The following is a 17878-nucleotide window of genomic DNA, read 5'->3' on the forward strand; positions in this document are numbered from 1 at the left end:
ACCCCGGCCCGTCGCCGGCCGATAGCGTGCCGGCATGGTGCGATGGCGGTCCGGCACGGTCACGGCGGTACGGCGGCGGTGGGCCGGCGCCGTGGAACTCGACGTCGACCTGCCCGACGGCGACCGGATGCGCGCCCTGGCCTACCCGGCGCTGGTCGGCGACCCGGAGCCCGGCGACCGGGTGCTGCTCAACGCCGGCGCGCTGCTGATGGGCCTCGGCACCGGCGGGTACGCCCTCGTCGTCGCCCTGCCCGACCGGCTGCCCGCCGACCCGCCGCAGGCCGCCGACACCCGCGCCGCCGGGCACCTCGTCAAGGCCCGCTACACCCCGCTGCAGCCGATCCTGCTCGGCGTGGACGAGGAGGCCTCCCCGCACCACGAGCGGCTGGCCGCCGCCGAGTCCGTCGACGGGATGCCGGTGGTCACCGCCGACCTGCACTCCGCGCTGCCGGCGATCCTGGCCGGCGTCCACGCCGACGCCCCGGACGCCCGGGTGGCCTACCTGCTCACCGACGGCGGGGCGTTGCCGGCCTGGTTCTCCCGCACCCTCGCCGGGCTCGCCGGCCACCTCGCCGGCACGGTCAGCGTGGGCCAGGCGTTCGGCGGTGACCTGGAGGCCAGCACCCTGCACAGCGGCCTGCTCGCCGCGCGGCACGTGCTCGGCGCCGACGTCGCGATCGTCGCCCAGGGCCCCGGCAACCTCGGCACCGGCACCCGCTGGGGCTTCTCCGGGGTGGCCGTCGGCGAGGCGGTCAACGCGGTGGCCACGCTGGGCGGGCGGCCGGTCGGCTCGCTGCGCGTCTCCGACGCCGACCCCCGCCCCCGGCACCGCGGCGTCTCCCACCACAGCCTCACCGCGTACGGCCGGGTCGCCCTGGCCCCCGCGGAGCTGGTCGTGCCGGACGGCCTCGATCCGGCCCTCGCTGCCGAGGTCGCGGCGGCGCTGGCCCCGCTCGCGGCGCGGCACCGGATCGTCACCGTGCCCACCGACGGCCTGGACGCGGCGCTGCGGGCGAGCCCGGTCGGCCTGTCGACGATGGGACGCGGGCTCGACGGCGACCACGTCTACTTCCTTGCCGCGGCCGCCGCCGGCCGGCACGCGGCCCGCCTGCTCGGCTGAGGAGGTCAGCGCGCCCTGTAGCCGTGCGCGGCGGCCCGGGTGTAACCCGCCGGGGCGGTGCGCAACTCCCCCGCTGCGGTTGCGGCGGTCAGCCGGCCAGGAGGATCAGCGCCAGCCAGGCGCCCACGATCAACACCAGCGCCGCGGCCAGCACCCAGGTCGGCACGGTGTACTCGCCGCGGCGGTTGCGCTCGACCTCGGCCCGGATCTTCTCTCGGCGCCGGTCGAGCCAGTTGAGCTTCTCGGTCCCGCTGTCGCGGCCGGGGCGCGTCTCGCCGCCGGAGCGGCCGGAAGGTTCGGAAGTGTCCATGGCGACGCCAGCGTACCCGTGGGCCGGCGGCCGGCGCCCGCGGCACCGGCCGCCCACCCGCGTCACATGCTCGCGATGAGCCGCTCCACCCGCTCGTCGTACGCCCGGAACGGGTCCTTGCACAGCACCGTGCGCTGCGCCTGGTCGTTCAGCTTCAGGTGCACCCAGTCCACGGTGAAGTCGCGCCGCTTCTCCTGGGCGTGCCGGATGAACTCGCCGCGCAGCCGCGCCCGGGTGGTCTGCGGCGGGGTCTCCTTCGCCTCGAAGATCTCCGGGTCGGTGGCCACCCGGTCCACCTCGCCGCGCCGCTCCAGCAGCCCATAGAGGCCCCGGCCGCGCCGCAGGTCGTGGTAGGCCAGGTCCATCTGCGCCACCCGCGGGTGCGACAGCGGCAGGTCGTGCTTGCGCTGGTAACGCTCGATCAGCCGCAGCTTCGTCACCCAGTCGATCTCCCGGGCCACCGGGTCCAGGTCACCGGTCTCCACCGCCCGCAGCACCCGACCCCACAGTTCCACCACCCGCTTGGCGGTCTGGTCCCCGCCCCGGCGCTCCACGAACTCCGTCGCCTTCGCCAGGTATTCCTGCTGGATCTCCAGCGCCGAGACCTCCTTGCCGGAGGCCAGCCGCACCTTCCGCCGGCCCGTGATGTCGTGCGACACCTCGCGGATCGCCCGGATCGGGTTCTCCAGCGACAGGTCCCGCATCACCACCCCGGCCTCGATCATCCGCAGCACGATGTCGGCCGTGCCGACCTTCAGCAGCGTGGTGACCTCGTTCATGTTCGAGTCGCCGACGATCACGTGCAGCCGCCGGTAGCGCTCGGCGTCGGCGTGCGGCTCGTCCCGGGTGTTGATGATCGGCCGGCTCCGGGTGGTCGCCGAGGAGACGCCCTCCCAGATGTGCTCGGCCCGCTGGGACAGGCAGTAGACCGCGCCGCGCGGCGTCTGGAGCACCTTGCCGGCACCGCAGATCAACTGCCGGGTGACCAGGAACGGGATCAGCACGTCGGCCAGCCGGCCGAACTCGCCGTGCCGGGACACCAGGTAGTTCTCGTGGCAGCCGTACGAGTTGCCGGCCGAGTCGGTGTTGTTCTTGAACAGGTAGATCTCGCCCGCGATGCCCTCGTCGTGCAGCCGCTTCTCCGCGTCGACGAGCAGCCCCTCCAGGATCCGCTCCCCCGCCCGGTCGTGGGCCACCAGGTCGGTCACCGAGTCGCACTCCGGCGTCGCGTACTCCGGGTGCGAGCCCACGTCGAGGTAGAGGCGGGCTCCGTTGCGCAGGAACACGTTGCTCGACCGGCCCCACGACACCACCCGCCGGAACAGGTACCGCGCGACCTCGTCGGGGGACAGTCGGCGTTGCCCGCGATAGGTGCAGGTGACGCCGTACTCGGTTTCGAGGCCGAAGATTCGCCGCTCCATGATGTGACATTAGCCGCCCGGGGCCCCAGATGGGCAGCGCTCAACCCAGCGGTCTCATCCGCACCGCGCCCGGCATTCCCCGCGTTCGCACATCCCAGCGCCGGGTACGGTCCCAGCCGTGAGGATCCTCGTCACCGGCGGCGCCGGCTTCATCGGGTCCGCGTACGTCCGGCGGCTGCTCACCGGCGCCGAGCCGGACCTCCCCGCGGACACCGTCACCGTGCTCGACGCCTGGACCTACGCCGCCACCGAGGGCGCCCTGGACCCGGTCCGCGCCGACCCGAGGCTGCGGGTCGTCCGCGGCGACATCCGCGACGCCGCCCTGGTCGACGCCACCGTCGCCGGCCACGACGTCGTCGTGCACTTCGCCGCCGAGTCGCACGTGGACCGCTCCATCACCGCCGCCGCCGACTTCGTCACCACCAACGTGGTGGGCACCCAGACCCTGCTCGACGCGGCCCTGCGCCACGGCGTGCGCCGCTTCGTCCAGGTCTCCACCGACGAGGTGTACGGCTCCATCGCCACCGGCGCCTGGACCGAGCAGGCCCCGCTCGACCCCAGCTCCCCGTACTCGGCCAGCAAGGCCGCCGGCGACCTGCTGGCGCTGGCCTACCACCGCACCCACGGCCTCGACGTGGTGGTCACCCGCGGCGCCAACACCTACGGGCCCTACCAGTACCCCGAGAAGATCATCCCGCTGTTCGTCACCAACCTGCTCGACGGGCACGACGTGCCCCTCTACGGCGACGGCGGCAACGTCCGGGACTGGCTGCACGTCGACGACCACTGCCACGGCGTCGCGCTGGCCCAGGCGCGCGGCCGCGCCGGCGGGATCTACCACCTCGGCGGCGGCGCCGAACTCACCAACCGCGACCTCACCGGCCGGCTGCTCGCCGCCTGCGGCGCCGGCTGGGAGCGGGTCCGGCCGGTCGCCGACCGCAAGGGCCACGACCGCCGGTACGCCCTCGACACCACCACCACCCGCCGCGAGCTGGGCTGGACCCCGACGGTCGACCTCGACGCCGGGCTGGCCGCGACCGTCGACTGGTACCGGGACAACCGCGCCTGGTGGACGCCGCTCAAGCCGCACCGCTGAGGCGCGACCGCGGGGGCCGCGTCACTCGCCGGGCTGCTCCTCCTGCGGCTGGCCCTCCAGGTCGGCCGAGCCCGCCGACGTGGTCGGCTTCTTCGCCTCCTCGGTCGGCACCGTCGGGGTCTTCGCCCGCCCCGGCGCCGGCGCGGTGTCCGCGCCCGCCTCGCCGTCCAGCAGAGCGGTCAGCGCCGCGCCGGTGATCCGCCGGAACTTCCGGCCCACCCGGCGCCGGTCCAGGACCGCCACCTCCAGCTGGTTGGCGGCGATCGTGCGGGCCGCCCCGCCCTCGCCGCCGACGCTGCTCAGCGCCTTGACCGCCGCCCGGACCGCCTCCGACAGCGACATCTCCGGCCGGTGCTCGTTCTTCAGCACCCCGGTGATCGCCTCGGCCTGACCACCCATCGCCATCCGGCCCGGCTCGTCGTTGACCGACCCGTCGTAGGTCAGCCGGTAGAGCGAGTCGTCCTCCGGGGTGGCGCCCACCTCGGCCACGCAGATCTCCACCTCGAACGGCTTCGACTGCTCGGTGAAGATCGCGCCCAGCGTCTGCGCGAACGCGTTCGCCAGGCCCAGCCCGGTCACGTCCCGGCGGTCGTAGCTCAGGCCGTTGAGGTCGGCCATCCGCACCCCGGCCCGGCGCAGGTTCTCGAACTCGTTGTAGCGGCCCACCGCGGCGAAGCCGATCCGGTCGTAGATCTCACTGACCTTGTGCAGGGTGCTGGACAGGTTCTCCGCGACGAAGAGCACCCCGCCCTCGTAGCTCAGGACGACCGCGCTGCGGCCCCGGGCGATGCCCTTGCGGGCCAGCTCGGAGCGGTCGCGCATGATCTGCTCGGGCGAGGCGTAGAACTGCATGGCCACGGCGGCGGTTCTCCTTCGGGCGCTGTGCTGCGGACTGCTGACTCAGGTGCGGTGGGAGCGGGGTCAGCCGCCCGGGTTCTCCATCCGGCCGGACACCACGCTCTCCGCGATCGCCGCGGTCTCGGCGTCGGTGAGCCGGTGGGTGCCCTCGGCCGTCGCGGTCATCACCACCGGGTAGATCCGGCGGGTCAGGTCCGGGCCACCGGTCGCGGTGTCGTCGTCGGCCGCGTCGTAGAGCGCCTCGACGGCCAGCCGGGTCGCGTCGTCGATCGACAGGCCCGCCCGGAACCGCTTCTTCAGCGCGGACTTGGCGAACAGCGAACCGGAGCCGATGGCGTCATAGCCGGTCTCCTCGTAGGGACCGCCGGTCACGTCGAAGCTGAAGATCCGCCCGGCCCGGGCCGGGTCGGCGGCGGCCAGGTCGAATCCGGCGAAGAGGGGGATCACGGCGAGGCCCTGCATGGCGGCGCCCAGGTTGCCGCGGATCATCGAGGCCAGCCGGTTGGCCTTGCCGTCGAGCGAGAGCATCGCGCCCTCGATCTTCTCGTAGTGCTCCAGCTCCACCTGGAACAGTCGCATCAGCTCGATGCCGATGCCCGCGGTGCCCGCGATGCCGACCAGCGAGTACGCGTCGGCCGGGTGCACCTTCTCGATGTCCCGCTGGGCGATCAGGTTGCCCATCGTGGCGCGCCGGTCGCCGGCCATCACCACGCCACCGCTGGCCGAGATGGCCACGATGGTCGTCGCGTGCGGCGCCATGTCGGCGGCCATGCCGGGCGGCAGCGGCCGACGACCGGGCAGCATCTCGGGGGCCACCTTGCTCAGGAACGCTGTGAAGGAGGACGTCCCCGCGTTGGTGAACGCATCTGGTAGACGCCCGGATGGATCGAAGCCCGCTGCCACGTGGTTCCTCTCAGGTAATTGATCGCCCTGGCCAGCCTCGGAGCATTCTCGCAGAACTGGCCAGGACCACCGTTGCAGGTCAGCTTCTCAACCCTGAAGGGTCGAGCTTGCGGCTGTGGATTTCGTGCTGGCTGCACGGGTCACGCCGCGTTCGGCAGGCTGGCGGCTGCCCAGTCCGCGACACCGCGAGCAGCGATGTTGCGGGCTGCGTTCACGTCGGCGTGCTCAGCGAAACCGCACGACGTGCACCGGAAGGTGGATTGGTTGGGGCGGTTGGCCTTCGCGATATGCCCGCAGGAGGAGCAAGCCTGCGAGGTGTACGCCGGATCAACGTGGACGACCCCGATCCCGGCCCGCGCCGCCTTGTAGGCGATCAAACGGTCGAGCTGGTCGAACGCCCACGAGTGCAGTGTGACCCGCTGGGGCCGTCGGAGCCGTACCCGGTCGCGGATGCCCGTAAGGTCTTCCAGGGCAATCCCGCAGCCGGTGCGTTCGGCCTCGGTCACGATCTGCTTGGCGATGCAGTGGTTGGTGTCGGCCGCGAACCGTGCCTCCTTCCGTCGGCGAGCCTTCAACAACCGCTTGGCCGACTTGGTACCTATACGCTGAAGCTTGGTTCGCAGCCGCTGGTTGCGGTGCCTGACCCGGCTCAACTTCTTACCGCAGTGCCGAGTTCCGTCGTTGACGGTGGCGATGTTCGCGATACCCAGGTCCACGCCCAGAAACCCGTCAGGCTCCTTGACTTCGACATCACCAATGTCGCAGGTGGCGTACAGAAACCACTTGCCGTCACGGTGCACAAGGTCCGACTCGCCCCGTCGGTGGGCCACGAGGGTTATGTATTGCTGCGGGGAGCACCCGAACCGCACTCGCATCAACCGGCCATTTACTGACCAGATCGACACGGTGCGCTCGGCAAGCTGCCAGGACAGGCAGCGGTCGTCGAACGGCTGCGCAGCGTCGCGCCGAAACTGGATCGGCTTCGACTCGGCTCTGACGCGACGCTTCGACCCGGGCTTGCCAAGGTTGCCGGCCCGGATGTTGGCCCTCAGGGTGGCGTATGCGCCAGCGACCTTACGAGAAACCTGGATCGCGGGCTGAGCAGACAGACCCAGCGCCTTCAACCGGCCATAAGTGAGTCGCTGGAGCTCCCGCTTCGCGAAAATCCGCCGCTGGAACGCCTCAACCGAGGCGAGGTTCGCGCCGTCGTTACACAACTCCAGCGTCGAGGAAAGCGCCGCCTCCTGGACGGCGTCCGGGTACAGCCGAACCTGGACGACGATCTTCACGTCGACACCCTACCTCGCTGCCCGTCGGCCAACTATGGTCACAGCCGCGCGTCGCCGGGTCGTCCGGCGCAGCGTCCCCTCGACGTAATCCAGGACTAGATCGAGACCAGAAACGTCAAGGCTCGTTCGTCGCCGGCGGCGCTACAGGCGGGCATACTCAACTCACACCAAGCCGGACATTCAGCCTATTCGCCCCCTTTCTGCACGTACCCCCTCACGAACTCTTCTGCGTTCTCCTCCAGGACGGAGTCGATCTCGTCGAGCAGGTCGTCGACGTCCTCGGTGATCTCGGCGTGCCGCTCGGCAACCTCGGGGTTGGCCTGCGCGGTGACCTCCTCGACCTCCTCGTGCGACTTGCCGGACTGGGTCTGCCCGCCTTCTTGGGTCGCCATGGTGTGCCCTCCTCCACGATCGCCTGCGATCAACTTACCTCGCGCAGACGACGAAAAGCCCGTCGCGCGCCGGGTTCCGGCACGGGACGGGCCTTCCGGCATCCGGCTCAGCCGCCGGTCAGCATCTCCAGCAGGTCCTTGGCGCTCTCGCAGCGGTCGAAGAGCTGCCCGACGTGCGTGCGGGTGCCCCGCTCGGGCTCCATCATCGGCACCCGGACCAGCGACTCCCGGCCCACGTCGAAGATGACCGAGTCCCAGCTCGCGGCGACCACCTCCGAGGCGTACTGGGCGAGGCAGCGACCCCGGAAGTAGGCCCGGGTGTCCTCCGGCGGCTCGGTCATGGCCGAGCGGGTCTGCTCGTCGGTCAGCAGGGTCTTCATCGAGCCCCGCTGCACCAGGCGGTGGTAGAGGCCCTTCTCCGGCCGCACGTCGGAGTATTGAAGGTCGACCAGCTGGAGCTTGTGCGAGCCCCAGCCGAGCTTCTCCCGCTCCCGGTAGCCCTCCAGCAGCCGCAGCTTGGCCACCCAGTCCAGCTCGTCGGCGCAGAGGAAGGCGTCCCGGCCGAGCCGGTCCAGCACGCTCTCCCAGCGGTCGAGGACGTCGGCGGTCTGCGCGTCCACGTCGCTGCCGTAGCGGTCGTCCACGAAGGACCGGACCCGCTCCAGGTACGCCCACTGCACGTCCAGGGCGGTCAGCTTGCGGCCGTCGCGCAGCCGCATCAGGTGCTTGAGCCCCGGGTCGTGGCTGACCGCGCGCAGCTCGCTGACCGGGTCGGCGATGCCCAGGTCGGGGCCGAGCGCCTTCTCCTCGATCATGGTGAGGATCAGCGCGGTGGTGCCGACCTTCAGGTAGGTGGAGATCTCGGAGAGGTTGGCGTCGCCGATGATGACGTGCAGCCGGCGGTACTTGTCGGCGTCCGCGTGCGGCTCGTCGCGGGTGTTGATGATGGGCCGCTTCAGGGTGGTCTCCAGCCCCACCTCGACCTCGAAGAAGTCGGCGCGCTGGGAGATCTGGAAGCCGCTCTGGCCGCCGTCCTGGCCGATGCCGACCCGGCCGGCGCCGCAGACGATCTGCCGGGTGACGAAGAACGGCGTCAGGTACGCCACGATGTCGGCGAACGGGGTCTGCCGCCGCATCAGGTAGTTCTCGTGGGAGCCGTAGCTGGCGCCCTTGTTGTCGGTGTTGTTCTTGTAGAGGTGGATCGGGTGGGTGCCCGGGATGGTGGCGGCCCGCTTGGACGCCTCGGCCATCACCCGCTCCCCGGCCTTGTCCCAGCGCACCACGTCGAGGGGGTTGGTCACCTCGGGCGTGGAGTATTCCGGGTGGGCGTGGTCGACGTAGAGCCGGGCGCCGTTGGTGAGTATGACGTTGGCCAGCCCGAGGTCCTCGTCGGCGAGCGCCTCGGCCGGGTCGTAGGCCGCCCCGGAGTAGGTGAAGCCGCGGGCGTCGCGCAGCGGCGACTCCTCCTCGTAGTCCCAGCGGGCCCGGCCGCCCCGGTTGAGTTCCGGTCGTGCCCCGTAGGCGTTGACCACCTGCGAGGAGGTGACCATCGGGTTGGCCCCGGCCTGGCCGGGCACGGAGATGCCGTACTCGACCTCGGTGCCCATGATCCGTCTGACGCTCATCGACCTGCCCGCTCCGCTCGCCCGTCCCGGTCCCCCGTCACGTCGAGCGTAGTCGCCGTCACGCGGGATGGGGGCGTGGCGGCCCGGGGCGTGGCGGTGTGGCGGCGCACGGCGGCGCCGGACGCGGACGCGCGGAGGCCCGCGGCGCGGTGCGCAGCGGGCCTCCGTCGTGCCGTCTGGCTACAGGTACTGGCCGGTGTTGCTGGCGGTCTCGATGGACCGGCCGGCCTCGGCGCCCTTGCCGCCGGAGACGAGCGTGCGGATGTAGACGATCCGCTCGCCCTTCTTGCCGGAGATGCGGGCCCAGTCGTCGGGGTTGGTGGTGTTGGGCAGGTCCTCGTTCTCGCGGAACTCGTCGACGCAGGCGTCGAGGAGGTGCTGGAGCCGCAACCCCTTGCGCCCGGAGGTGAGGAACTCCTTGATGGCCATCTTCTTGCCCCGGTCGACGATGTTCTGGATCATCGCGCCGGAGTTGAAGTCCTTGAAGTAGAGGACTTCCTTGTCACCGTTGGCGTAGGTGACCTCGAGGAAGCGGTTCTCCTCGGTCTCCGAGTACATCCGCAGCACGACCGCGTCGATCATCGCCGCCACGGTGGCCTGCGAGTCGCCGCCGTGCTCGGCCAGGTCGTCCGCGTGCAGCGGCAGGCCGGAGAGGATGTACTTGGAGAAGATGTCCTTGGCCGCCTCGGCGTCCGGCCGCTCGATCTTGATCTTCACGTCGAGCCGGCCGGGGCGCAGGATCGCCGGGTCGATCATGTCTTCCCGGTTGGAGGCGCCGATGACGATGACGTTCTCCAGGCCCTCCACGCCGTCGATCTCGCTGAGCAGCTGCGGGACGATGGTGTTCTCGACGTCGGAGGAGACGCCGGAGCCGCGGGTGCGGAAGACGGAGTCCATCTCGTCGAAGAACACGATCACCGGGGTGCCCTCGCCGGCCTTCTCCCGCGCCCGCTGGAAGATCAGCCGGATGTGCCGCTCGGTCTCGCCGACGTACTTGTTGAGCAGCTCGGGGCCCTTGATGTTGAGGAAGAAGCTGGTGTGCTTCTCCTCGCCCCGCCGTTCGGCGATCTTCTTGGCCAGGGAGTTGGCCACCGCCTTGGCGATCAGCGTCTTGCCGCAGCCGGGCGGGCCGTAGAGCAGGATGCCCTTCGGCGGCCGGAGCTGGTGCTCGCGGAACAGGTCGGCGTGCAGGAAGGGCAGCTCGACCGCGTCGCGGATCTGCTCGATCTGGGAGTGGAGGCCGCCGATGTCGGTGTAGTCGACGTCGGGCACCTCCTCCAGGACGAGCTCCTCGACCTCGCTCTTCGGGATCCGCTCGTACGCGTACGCCGAGCGGGGCTCGATCATGAGCGAGTCGCCGGCCCGGATCGGCGAACCGATCAGGGTCTCGGCGAGGTGCACGATCCGCTCCTCGTCGGAGTGCGAGACGACCAGCGCCCGGTCACCCGGCGCGCCGTCGGGACCCGCGAGGATCTCCTTGAGCATCACGACCTCGCCGACCCGCTCGTAGCCGAACGCGTCGACGATGTTGAGCGCGTCGTTGAGCAGGACCTCCTGGCCGCGCCGCAGCTCGTCGACCTCCAGCGAGGGCGAGACGGCAACCCGGAGCTTGCGGCCACCGGTGAAGACGTCCACCGTGCCGTCGTCGTGCTTCGCCAGGAAGACGCCGTAGCCACTCGGCGGCTGGGCGAGGCGGTCGATCTCCTCCTTGAGCGTCACGATCTGCGCGCGAGCCTCCTTGAGGGTGCTCACGAGCCGTTCGTTGTTCTCGGTCAGCCGCGCCAACTGTGCCTGGGTGGCCGCCAGCCGCTCCTCGAGCTGCCGGACGTGTCGGGGGCTTTCGGTCAACTTGCGCCGCACCAGGGCGAGTTCCTCTTGAAGGAACGCAACCTGCGTGGAGAGATCGTGGGCCTCCTTCTCCCACCGTGCGGCGCGCGAGTCCGCGTCGTCGCTGCGTGCCACGTCCCACCTCCCCGGGGGGCTTGAACGTTCTGAGCTAACACTAGCCGCTATGAGCCCGATTCGGTCCTCCGCAACGCGCTCGTCACCGAAGCTTGATCGCCAAGGGCTGGTCGACGGGCGGGTACGGGCGTTCGGGTACCGTCGGAGCGTGGGACGGGAGAACATGGGGGGTGCTTCGTGACCGACGTCGCGACGGACCAGCTGCAGGTCTGGGTCGACCAGGACCTGTGCACGGGTGACGGGCTGTGCGTCCAGTACGCGCCGGAGGTCTTCGAGTTCGACGTCGACGGCCTGGCGTACGTCAAGGGGCCCGACGGCGAGCTGCGGCTGACCCCGGGCGCCCGGGTGGACGTGCCGGAGCACCTGCGCCTCGAAGTGATCGACTCGGCGAAGGAGTGCCCGGGCGAGTGCATCCACGTGGTGCGCGCCAGCGACGGCGCCGAGGTGGCCGGCCCGGAGGCGGAGGACTGACCTGACGCACGCGGCGGGCCGGGGACGCATGGTCCCCGGCCCCCGGCGTCTCTAGAGCAGGGGGCGGCCGACGACGGAGGCGACCAGCCGGGCGAACTCCTCCAGCCGGGCGATCTGTCCGGCGCCGCCGTCGTCGAGGGTCTTGCCGAAGCGCAGCGCGTCGTGCCGGGGCGCGCCGGCCATCTCGTCGCTGGGCGGCGCCTCGTCCAGCGAGCTGAGCAGCAGGTAGACGTCGATGCTGTCGACCCGGACCTCGCCGTTGTCGGCGCGGGTGAGCCGCCGCCGGCAGCCGACCTCGGTGACGGTGGAGACCGGCACCACCCGCAGCGAGGAGGTCATCGAGCCGGGTGGCCCCTCCCCCGGCGGGACGTCCTCGCCGTGCCAGAGCACCAGCCGGCTGCCGTCGCAGACGACGACCTCCTGCCACACCCCGTTCACCTCGTTGACGAAGCGTTCCAGGGTGAAGCCGAGCACGGAGGCGCCGCGCAGCACCCCGCCGAGGGCGTCCAGGGCGATGTCCGGGTCGCGCAGGTAGGCCCGGGCGGCCGACTCCAGGTCGGCGTAGGGCGACCAGTCGGGGAAGACGGCGGGCAGGTCGCCGTTGCCGTAGCCGGGGCTGCTCATGCCGCCGCCTCCCGGCCCGCGCGCCGCCGCCGGTCCGGACCGCCGGGACAGGTGCGGCGCCCGCCGCGTGCCCCGATCCGCTCGCTCATGCCACCGTCTCCACCCGCTCGGTGTCGTCCCCACCGGGACCCATGATCCGCCCGCTCCAACCCGCCCACGCGGCGGGGTCACGCCCGGTCCGGCTCCTCGGCGCCGGCGGCCGTCTGGCGGGCCGCCTCGGCCGCGCGCAGCGCGTCCCGGCGCAGGGCGTACGCCTCGGCGCCCTTGCTGGGCTTGCGCCGCCGCGGCGGGGCGGTGACCCCGGGGGCGAGCTTGCGCGCGGAGACCAGGAAGGCGGTGTGCGCGATCATGCGGTGGTCGGGCCGGACCGCGAGCCCTTCGGCGTGCCAGTCCCGCACCAGCGACTCCCAGGCGCGCGGCTCGGTCCAGCCGCCCCGCTCGCGCAGCGCCTCGACCAGCTCGGAGAGCTGCGGCGTGGTGGCCACGTAGCCGATCAGCACGCCGCCGGGAACCAGCGCCCGCTCGACCATGTCGAGCATCTCCCAGGGGGTGAGCATGTCCAGGATGATCCGGTCGAAACCGGTCTCGGTGCACTCGGCGACGTCCCCGACGTGCAGCCGCCAGGCGGGGTGCGGGCCGTTGAAGAACGCCTCGACGTTGCGCCGGGCGATCTGGGCGAAGTCGTCGCGCACCTCGAACGAGTGCAGCTCGCCCTCGGTGCCGACGGCCCGCAGCAGCGAGCAGGAGAGCGCGCCGGAGCCGGCGCCGGCCTCCAGGACCTTCGCACCGGGGAAGATGTCGCCCATGGCGACGATCTGCGCCGAGTCCTTCGGGTAGATCACCTGGGCGCCGCGCGGCATGGAGAGCACGTAGTCCGACAACAGCGGCCGCAGGGCCAGGAACGCGGTGCCGCCGCCGGCGGTGGTGACCACACTGCCGTCGGGGAGGCCGATCAGGGTGTCGTGCTTGAGGATCCCGCGGTGGGTGTGGAACTCCTTGCCGGGCTCCAGCGTCACGGTGTGCATCCGGCCCTTCGGGTCGGTCAGCTGGACCCGGTCGCCGGGTCGGAACGGCCCCCGGTGGACCGGGGGCAGCGCCGGGACGGTGGAGGTATCTGCGGTCACGTGTTCGTCTTCCGTTTGGGTTCCAGGAGCTGGGCGAGATCCGCGATGTGCAGGACGCCGACCACATCTTCGCCTGCCGTCACGACGTACTGCGCGCCCGGGTGGGTGCGCACCGTCTCCAGCACCCGCTCGCCGTCCGCGCCGACCGGCAGCGTGGGCACGCTGTCCAGGCCGCGGGCCACCGCGTCCACCGCGAGCCACGGCCGCCGTTCCGCGGGTACGGCGGCGACGCGGGCCGGGTCGACCAGGGCCACCGGGCGGCCGGCGGCGTCGACCACGGTGAGCGCGGCGTCGGGGGTGGCCCCCTCGGCGCGGCGGCGCTGCGCCTCGGCCAGCGGGGTGCCGGTGGGCACCGGCAGCACCGGGCGGGCCAGCCGGGCCAGGTCGACCAGCGGCAGGCGGCGGCCGATCCGGGCCATCCGGATGGACTGGCCGGCGCCGCGCCACAGGGTCACCGCGACCAGCAGCATCAGCGGCAGGGCGAGCGGGGCGAGCGCCCGGCGCAAGGTGAGCAGCACCACCAGGGCCACGGTGGCGAGCGCCACGGCCCGGCCGATCCAGCCGGCCACCTCGGTGCCCCGGTGCCGGTCCCGGGTGACCGCCCAGACCGCGGCGCGCAGCGCCCGACCCCCGTCCAGGGGCAGCCCGGGCAGGCTGTTGAAGACGGCGACCACGACGTTGCTGACCGCGAGCTGGAAGGCGAGCTGGTGGGCGAGGGTGCCGGCGGGCAGGGCCAGGGTGGCGGCGACCGCCCCGGCGCCGAGCACCGCGGAGACGGCCGGGCCGGCGAGGGAGACCAGCAGGTCGACCTTGGGGCTGGGGGCGTCCCGGTCCATCTCGGTGTAGCCGCCGAGCAGCTCCAGGGTGATCCCGCGCACACCGATGCCGTAGCGCCGGGCGGTCAGCGCGTGCCCCAGCTCGTGCAGGAGCACCGAGCCGAGCAGGGAGACCACGAAGCCGAGGCCGACCAGATAGCCGCCGAGGTGGCCGAGGTCGAGCTGGCGGCGGGCCAGCGCGGCGTAGAGCACGGTGACGACCACGGTGAGCAGCAGCATCGAGGCGTCGACGCGCAGCGGCACCCCGAAGACCCGGCCGAGGGTCAGCCCCGGCCGGCGCGACGGTCGGGTCCGCTGCTCCACCGGGTCGATGCTACGCGGCGCCGATCATGCTCCGGTGCGGCGACGGGCGCCCTGTCACACCGGTGCCCTAACCTTCCGGGCATGACGGCGGAACCGGTGATCGACACCCAGCACGGCCCGACCGCACCACCCACGGTGCGGGCGTCGCTGTCGCCGTCGCGGGCGGCCGACTTCAAGACCTGCCCGCTGCTCTACCGGTTCCGCAGCATCGACCGGCTGCCGGAGCGCCCGACCGTGGAGCAGGTCCGGGGCACGCTGGTGCACGCCGTGCTGGAGCGGCTGTTCGACCTGCCGGCGGGGGCCCGCACCCCGGAGGCGGCCGGCGACCTGGTCGCCCCGCAGTGGGACCGGCTGGTCACCGAGCAGCCCGAGCTGGCCGCACTGTTCGCCGAGGGCGACACGGCCGGGGTCGACGGGTTCCTCCGCTCGGCCGCCGGGCTGCTGGAGGGCTACTTCGCGGTCGAGGACCCGCGCCGGCTGGAGCCGGCCGAGCGGGAGGCGCTGATCTCCGCGGTGGTCGACGACGAGCTGCTCATCCGGGGCTACCTCGACCGGCTCGACGTGGCGCCCGACGGCGCGCTGCGGGTGGTCGACTACAAGACCGGCGGCGCCCCGCGCGAGGCGTTCGAGGCGCGGGCGCTGTTCCAGCTGAAGTTCTACGCCCTGGTGCTGTGGCGGACCCGGGGGGTGGTGCCGCGGGTGCTGCGGCTGCTCTACCTCAAGGACGCCGAGGTGTGCGACTACTCCCCCGACGCCGATGAGCTGCTGCGCTTCGAGCGCACGGTGGTGGCGCTCTGGCAGGCCATCGAGCAGGCCACCGTCCGGCAGGACTTCCGCCCCCGGCCCAGCCGGCTGTGCGACTGGTGCAGCCACCAGGCGCTCTGCCCGAGCTTCGGCGGCACCCCGCCGCCGTTCCCGGTGGCCGGCCCGGCCGACCCGCTCACCGACGCCCGGTCCCGCCCGGCCGCCCCCGGCGCGGACGAGTGACCCTCCTCCTCGCGGAGGAGACCGGGTTCGGCATCTGCGACGACCGGCCGGTGCCGGGCGGCGGATAGCGTCGGAGCATGACCAACCGGCTGCGCGCGTGGGCGCGGGACCGGCCGCTGGCCGTGGACGCCGCAACGGCCGTCGCGCTGGCGCTGGTGGACGCGGCGTTCCTGCTGCTGACCCCGCGGGAGCTGCGGCCCGAGCAGCTCTGGGCGGCGCTGGGCTGGAGTGTGCTCTGCGCCGCCCCGGTGGCGGTCCGCCGCCTCGCCCCGTGGCCGGCGATGGGCGCGGCGGTGGCCACGCTGGCCGTGCCGGTGCTGTTCCAGATCGCGCCCACCACCCAGGGGCTGACCTTCGTGGTGCTCACCTACACCATGGCGGCGCACCGGCCGCTGCGCCCGGCCGCCCTCGCCGCGCTGCTGCTCTGGGTGCCGGTGGTGCTGGCGAACGTGGTCGCGCCGCTGGACGGGGTGCTCGACATGGGCCCCGGCGTGCTGGTGCTCAACAACCTGCTCACCGGCTCGGTGGCGTACGCGGTGGGCCGGGCGGTGCAGGCCCGCCGGCAGTCCACCCGGATGCTGCGCGAGCGGGCCCGGATCGCCGAGGCCACCCAGCGGTCGCTGGCCGAGCAGGCGGTCGCCGACGAGCGGCGCCGGATCGCCCGGGAACTGCACGACGTGGTGGCCCACCATGTCAGCGTGATGGGTGTGCTGGCCACCGGGGCGCGCCGGGTGCTGCGCCGGGACCCGGACGCGGCGGACGACGCGATGGCCACGGTCGAGGAGACCGGCCGGGCGACCCTGCGGGAGCTGCGCCGGCTGCTGGACGTGCTGCGCACCGACGCCGAACCGGCCGCCGAGCTGACCCCGCAGCCGGGGCTGACCGGCATCGAGATCCTGGTCGAGCAGGTCCGCGACGCCGGGCTGCCGGTCACGCTGCGGGTCGACGGCACGCCCGGGCCGATGGAGGACGGGGTGGCGCTGACCGTCTACCGGATCGTGCAGGAGGCGCTGACCAACGCGCTCAAGCACGCCGGCCGAGCCACCGCGCTGGTCCGGCTCACCGTGACCGACGGCTTCCTGGCGGTGGAGGTCACCGACACCGGGCGCGGCCCGACGCCGGCGGCCGACCGGATCGGGCACGGGTTGGTCGGCATGCGGGAGCGGGTCGCCCTCTACGGTGGGGTCCTGCGGACCGGCCCCCGGCCGGGCGGCGGATTCCGGGTGTACGCGCGGATCCCGCTGGAGTCGGCCGGGGCGGTCCCGGCGTGACCGGCGCCCGGCCGAACGAGGGAGACCGATGACCGACAGCACCGCCGGCAGACCGGTGCGGATCCTGCTCGCCGACGACCAGCCGCTGCTGCGTACCGGCTTCCGGATGGTGCTGGGCACCGAGGACGACCTGGACATCGTGGCCGAGGCCGGCGACGGGGTGGAGGCGGTGGAGCTGTCCCGGCGGTTGCTGCCGGACGTGGTGCTGATGGACATCCGGATGCCGCGGATGGACGGGGTGGCGGCCACCCGGGCGATCGTGGACGCCCGGCTGCCGGTGCGGGTGCTCATCCTCACCACCTTCGACCTGGACGAGTACGTGGTCGGTGCGCTGCGCGCCGGGGCCAGCGGCTTCCTGGCCAAGGACGTGCCGGCCGAGGACCTGGTCACCGCGATCCGGACGGTGGCCGCCGGGGAGGCGGTGGTGGCGCCGCGGATCCTGCGCCGGCTGCTGGACCGCTTCGCCGACGTGCTGCCCGATCCGGCGGCCACCCCGCCGAAGGCGTTGAACGCGCTGACCGAGCGGGAGCGGCAGGTGCTCGTGCAGGTGGCGCGCGGGTTGTCCAACGCCGAGATCGCCCGGGAGCTGTCGGTGAGCGAGACCACCGTGAAGACCCACGTCGGGCACGTGCTGACCAAGCTGGGGCTGCGCGACCGGGTGCAGGCGGTGGTGTTGGCGTACGAGACCGGCCTTGTCCGCCCGCAACGGTGATCTCGTCACGCGTCGCGCGGCGACGTGGCCAGGCTGGTCTGCCGGTCCGTCTGCGCGCCGCGCTGATCCACGCTGCCGATGGCGTCGACCCGGCCCCACCGCCCCGGGATGTCGAGCAGTTCGATGCGGCCGAACCGCTCGGGCAGCGCCGGCTCGACCACCAGATCGTCCCCGTACGGCTCGAGGCCGAGCAGAGTGCGCACCAGCAGCAGGGGTGCTCCGGTGGCTTCGGCCTGCGGACTGTTGGCCGTCGGGTACGGGACGGGGCCCCGGGTCGACCCGCGGTCGAAGCCGCCGAAGGCCTCCGGCAGCCGGCCCTGGAAGTGGTGCGACGCCTCGATGATCCCCTCGGCGATGCGTCCCAACTCACGGGTGAAGCCGTAGCGGCGCAGCCCCCAGGCGATCAAGGAGTTGTCGGAGGGCCAGACCGTGCCGACGTGGTACCCCAGGGGGTTGTAGCGGCCTTCCCCGTCGGCCAGGGTGCGTACTCCCCAGCCGGAGAAGAGTCGGGGGCCGAGCAGGTGTTCGGCGATCCTGGCCGCGCGGGGTTCCTCGACGATGCCGCTCCACAGCA

The 17878-nt window shown here is 72.6% G+C and carries 17 protein-coding genes and 1 pseudogene; 6 read left to right on the forward strand and 12 right to left on the reverse strand.

Annotated features, from left to right (window positions below):
• Positions 1-34: 34 nt before the first annotated feature.
• Positions 35-1120: a DUF3866 family protein gene (locus ABZV78_RS14310; protein WP_355638595.1), complete on the forward strand. Its 1086-nt coding sequence runs from the start codon at positions 35-37 to the stop codon at positions 1118-1120.
• Positions 1121-1208: 88 nt separating this feature from the next.
• On the opposite strand, the gene ABZV78_RS14315 is transcribed toward ABZV78_RS14310, so the two are convergent.
• Both ABZV78_RS14315 and pafA read right to left on the reverse strand, forming a co-directional pair.
• Positions 1209-1430 (reverse strand): hypothetical protein, encoded by a 222-nt coding sequence (locus ABZV78_RS14315; RefSeq protein ID WP_355638597.1) that lies wholly within the window; start codon positions 1428-1430, stop codon positions 1209-1211.
• Positions 1431-1492: 62 nt separating this feature from the next.
• The gene (gene pafA / locus ABZV78_RS14320) at positions 1493-2851 is read right to left on the reverse strand and encodes a Pup--protein ligase (protein ID WP_355638599.1); all 1359 of its coding nucleotides are present in this window, start codon (positions 2849-2851) and stop codon (positions 1493-1495) included.
• A gap of 118 nt (positions 2852-2969) precedes the next feature.
• Here pafA and rfbB point away from each other — a divergent pair, with 118 nt between their 5' ends.
• A complete protein-coding gene (gene rfbB / locus ABZV78_RS14325; protein WP_355638600.1) occupies positions 2970-3947 on the forward strand; it encodes a dTDP-glucose 4,6-dehydratase in 978 nt (325 codons plus the stop codon).
• Between the two features lie 21 nt (positions 3948-3968).
• Here the strand turns inward: rfbB and prcA are convergent, their stop codons facing one another.
• From prcA to arc, 6 genes are all read right to left on the reverse strand, one after another.
• Positions 3969-4805 (reverse strand): proteasome subunit alpha, encoded by an 837-nt coding sequence (gene prcA, locus ABZV78_RS14330; RefSeq protein WP_355638601.1) that lies wholly within the window; start codon positions 4803-4805, stop codon positions 3969-3971.
• Positions 4806-4868: 63 nt separating this feature from the next.
• Positions 4869-5708, reverse strand: coding sequence for a proteasome subunit beta (gene prcB, locus ABZV78_RS14335; RefSeq protein WP_355638602.1), 840 nt, complete (start codon positions 5706-5708; stop codon positions 4869-4871).
• Between the two features lie 140 nt (positions 5709-5848).
• On the reverse strand, positions 5849-6997 hold the full coding sequence (locus tag ABZV78_RS14340) for a transposase (protein WP_355638604.1): 1149 nt from the start codon (positions 6995-6997) through the stop codon (positions 5849-5851).
• A 185-nt stretch (positions 6998-7182) separates the two neighbouring features.
• Positions 7183-7389 (reverse strand): ubiquitin-like protein Pup, encoded by a 207-nt coding sequence (locus ABZV78_RS14345; protein ID WP_046562769.1) that lies wholly within the window; start codon positions 7387-7389, stop codon positions 7183-7185.
• 107 nt (positions 7390-7496) lie between these two features.
• Positions 7497-9014 (reverse strand): depupylase/deamidase Dop, encoded by a 1518-nt coding sequence (gene dop, locus ABZV78_RS14350; RefSeq protein ID WP_355638606.1) that lies wholly within the window; start codon positions 9012-9014, stop codon positions 7497-7499.
• Between the two features lie 180 nt (positions 9015-9194).
• Positions 9195-10976 (reverse strand): proteasome ATPase, encoded by a 1782-nt coding sequence (gene arc / locus ABZV78_RS14355; RefSeq protein WP_355638608.1) that lies wholly within the window; start codon positions 10974-10976, stop codon positions 9195-9197.
• A 177-nt stretch (positions 10977-11153) separates the two neighbouring features.
• Here arc and ABZV78_RS14360 point away from each other — a divergent pair, with 177 nt between their 5' ends.
• Positions 11154-11447, forward strand: coding sequence for a ferredoxin (locus tag ABZV78_RS14360; protein WP_355638610.1), 294 nt, complete (start codon positions 11154-11156; stop codon positions 11445-11447).
• A gap of 51 nt (positions 11448-11498) precedes the next feature.
• Here ABZV78_RS14360 and ABZV78_RS14365 read toward each other — a convergent pair whose 3' ends face one another.
• From ABZV78_RS14365 to ABZV78_RS14375, 3 genes are all read right to left on the reverse strand, one after another.
• Positions 11499-12071, reverse strand: coding sequence for a hypothetical protein (locus ABZV78_RS14365; protein WP_355638612.1), 573 nt, complete (start codon positions 12069-12071; stop codon positions 11499-11501).
• A gap of 167 nt (positions 12072-12238) precedes the next feature.
• On the reverse strand, positions 12239-13195 hold the full coding sequence (locus ABZV78_RS14370) for a tRNA (adenine-N1)-methyltransferase (protein ID WP_355638614.1): 957 nt from the start codon (positions 13193-13195) through the stop codon (positions 12239-12241).
• Positions 13192-14250 (reverse strand): M50 family metallopeptidase, encoded by a 1059-nt coding sequence (locus tag ABZV78_RS14375; protein WP_355638622.1) that lies wholly within the window; start codon positions 14248-14250, stop codon positions 13192-13194. Before ABZV78_RS14375 ends, ABZV78_RS14370 begins: the two co-directional genes overlap by 4 nt.
• A gap of 165 nt (positions 14251-14415) precedes the next feature.
• On the opposite strand from ABZV78_RS14375, the gene ABZV78_RS14380 reads away from it, so the two are divergent.
• From ABZV78_RS14380 to ABZV78_RS14390, 3 genes are all read left to right on the forward strand, one after another.
• Positions 14416-15321, forward strand: a complete 906-nt coding sequence (locus tag ABZV78_RS14380) for a PD-(D/E)XK nuclease family protein (RefSeq protein ID WP_355638616.1) — start codon at positions 14416-14418, stop codon at positions 15319-15321.
• Positions 15322-15398: 77 nt separating this feature from the next.
• Positions 15399-16592: a sensor histidine kinase gene (locus tag ABZV78_RS14385; protein ID WP_355638618.1), complete on the forward strand. Its 1194-nt coding sequence runs from the start codon at positions 15399-15401 to the stop codon at positions 16590-16592.
• 28 nt (positions 16593-16620) lie between these two features.
• Positions 16621-17304: a response regulator transcription factor gene (locus ABZV78_RS14390; protein WP_355638620.1), complete on the forward strand. Its 684-nt coding sequence runs from the start codon at positions 16621-16623 to the stop codon at positions 17302-17304.
• Between the two features lie 5 nt (positions 17305-17309).
• Here the strand turns inward: ABZV78_RS14390 and ABZV78_RS14395 are convergent.
• Positions 17310-17878, reverse strand: a pseudogene (locus ABZV78_RS14395) (amylo-alpha-1,6-glucosidase); the annotation flags it as partial.

The organism is Micromonospora sp. NPDC004540, from assembly GCF_040610095.1.
GTDB lineage: Bacteria > Actinomycetota > Actinomycetes > Mycobacteriales > Micromonosporaceae > Micromonospora.

Bases quoted from the DNA above. Each gene is read 5' to 3' on its own strand.
- pafA (WP_355638599.1), bottom strand. From the start codon at position 2,851: ATGGAGCGGCGAATCTTCGGCCTCGAAACCGAGTACGGCGTCACCTGC.
- ABZV78_RS14310 (WP_355638595.1), top strand. From the start codon at position 35: ATGGTGCGATGGCGGTCCGGCACGGTCACGGCGGTACGGCGGCGGTGG.
- ABZV78_RS14390 (WP_355638620.1), top strand. From the start codon at position 16,621: ATGACCGACAGCACCGCCGGCAGACCGGTGCGGATCCTGCTCGCCGAC.
- ABZV78_RS14375 (WP_355638622.1), bottom strand. From the start codon at position 14,250: ATGCTGCTGCTCACCGTGGTCGTCACCGTGCTCTACGCCGCGCTGGCC.
- ABZV78_RS14380 (WP_355638616.1), top strand. From the start codon at position 14,416: ATGACGGCGGAACCGGTGATCGACACCCAGCACGGCCCGACCGCACCA.
- ABZV78_RS14385 (WP_355638618.1), top strand. From the start codon at position 15,399: ATGACCAACCGGCTGCGCGCGTGGGCGCGGGACCGGCCGCTGGCCGTG.
- ABZV78_RS14365 (WP_355638612.1), bottom strand. From the start codon at position 12,071: ATGAGCAGCCCCGGCTACGGCAACGGCGACCTGCCCGCCGTCTTCCCC.
- ABZV78_RS14345 (WP_046562769.1), bottom strand. From the start codon at position 7,389: ATGGCGACCCAAGAAGGCGGGCAGACCCAGTCCGGCAAGTCGCACGAG.
- ABZV78_RS14315 (WP_355638597.1), bottom strand. From the start codon at position 1,430: ATGGACACTTCCGAACCTTCCGGCCGCTCCGGCGGCGAGACGCGCCCC.
- dop (WP_355638606.1), bottom strand. From the start codon at position 9,014: ATGAGCGTCAGACGGATCATGGGCACCGAGGTCGAGTACGGCATCTCC.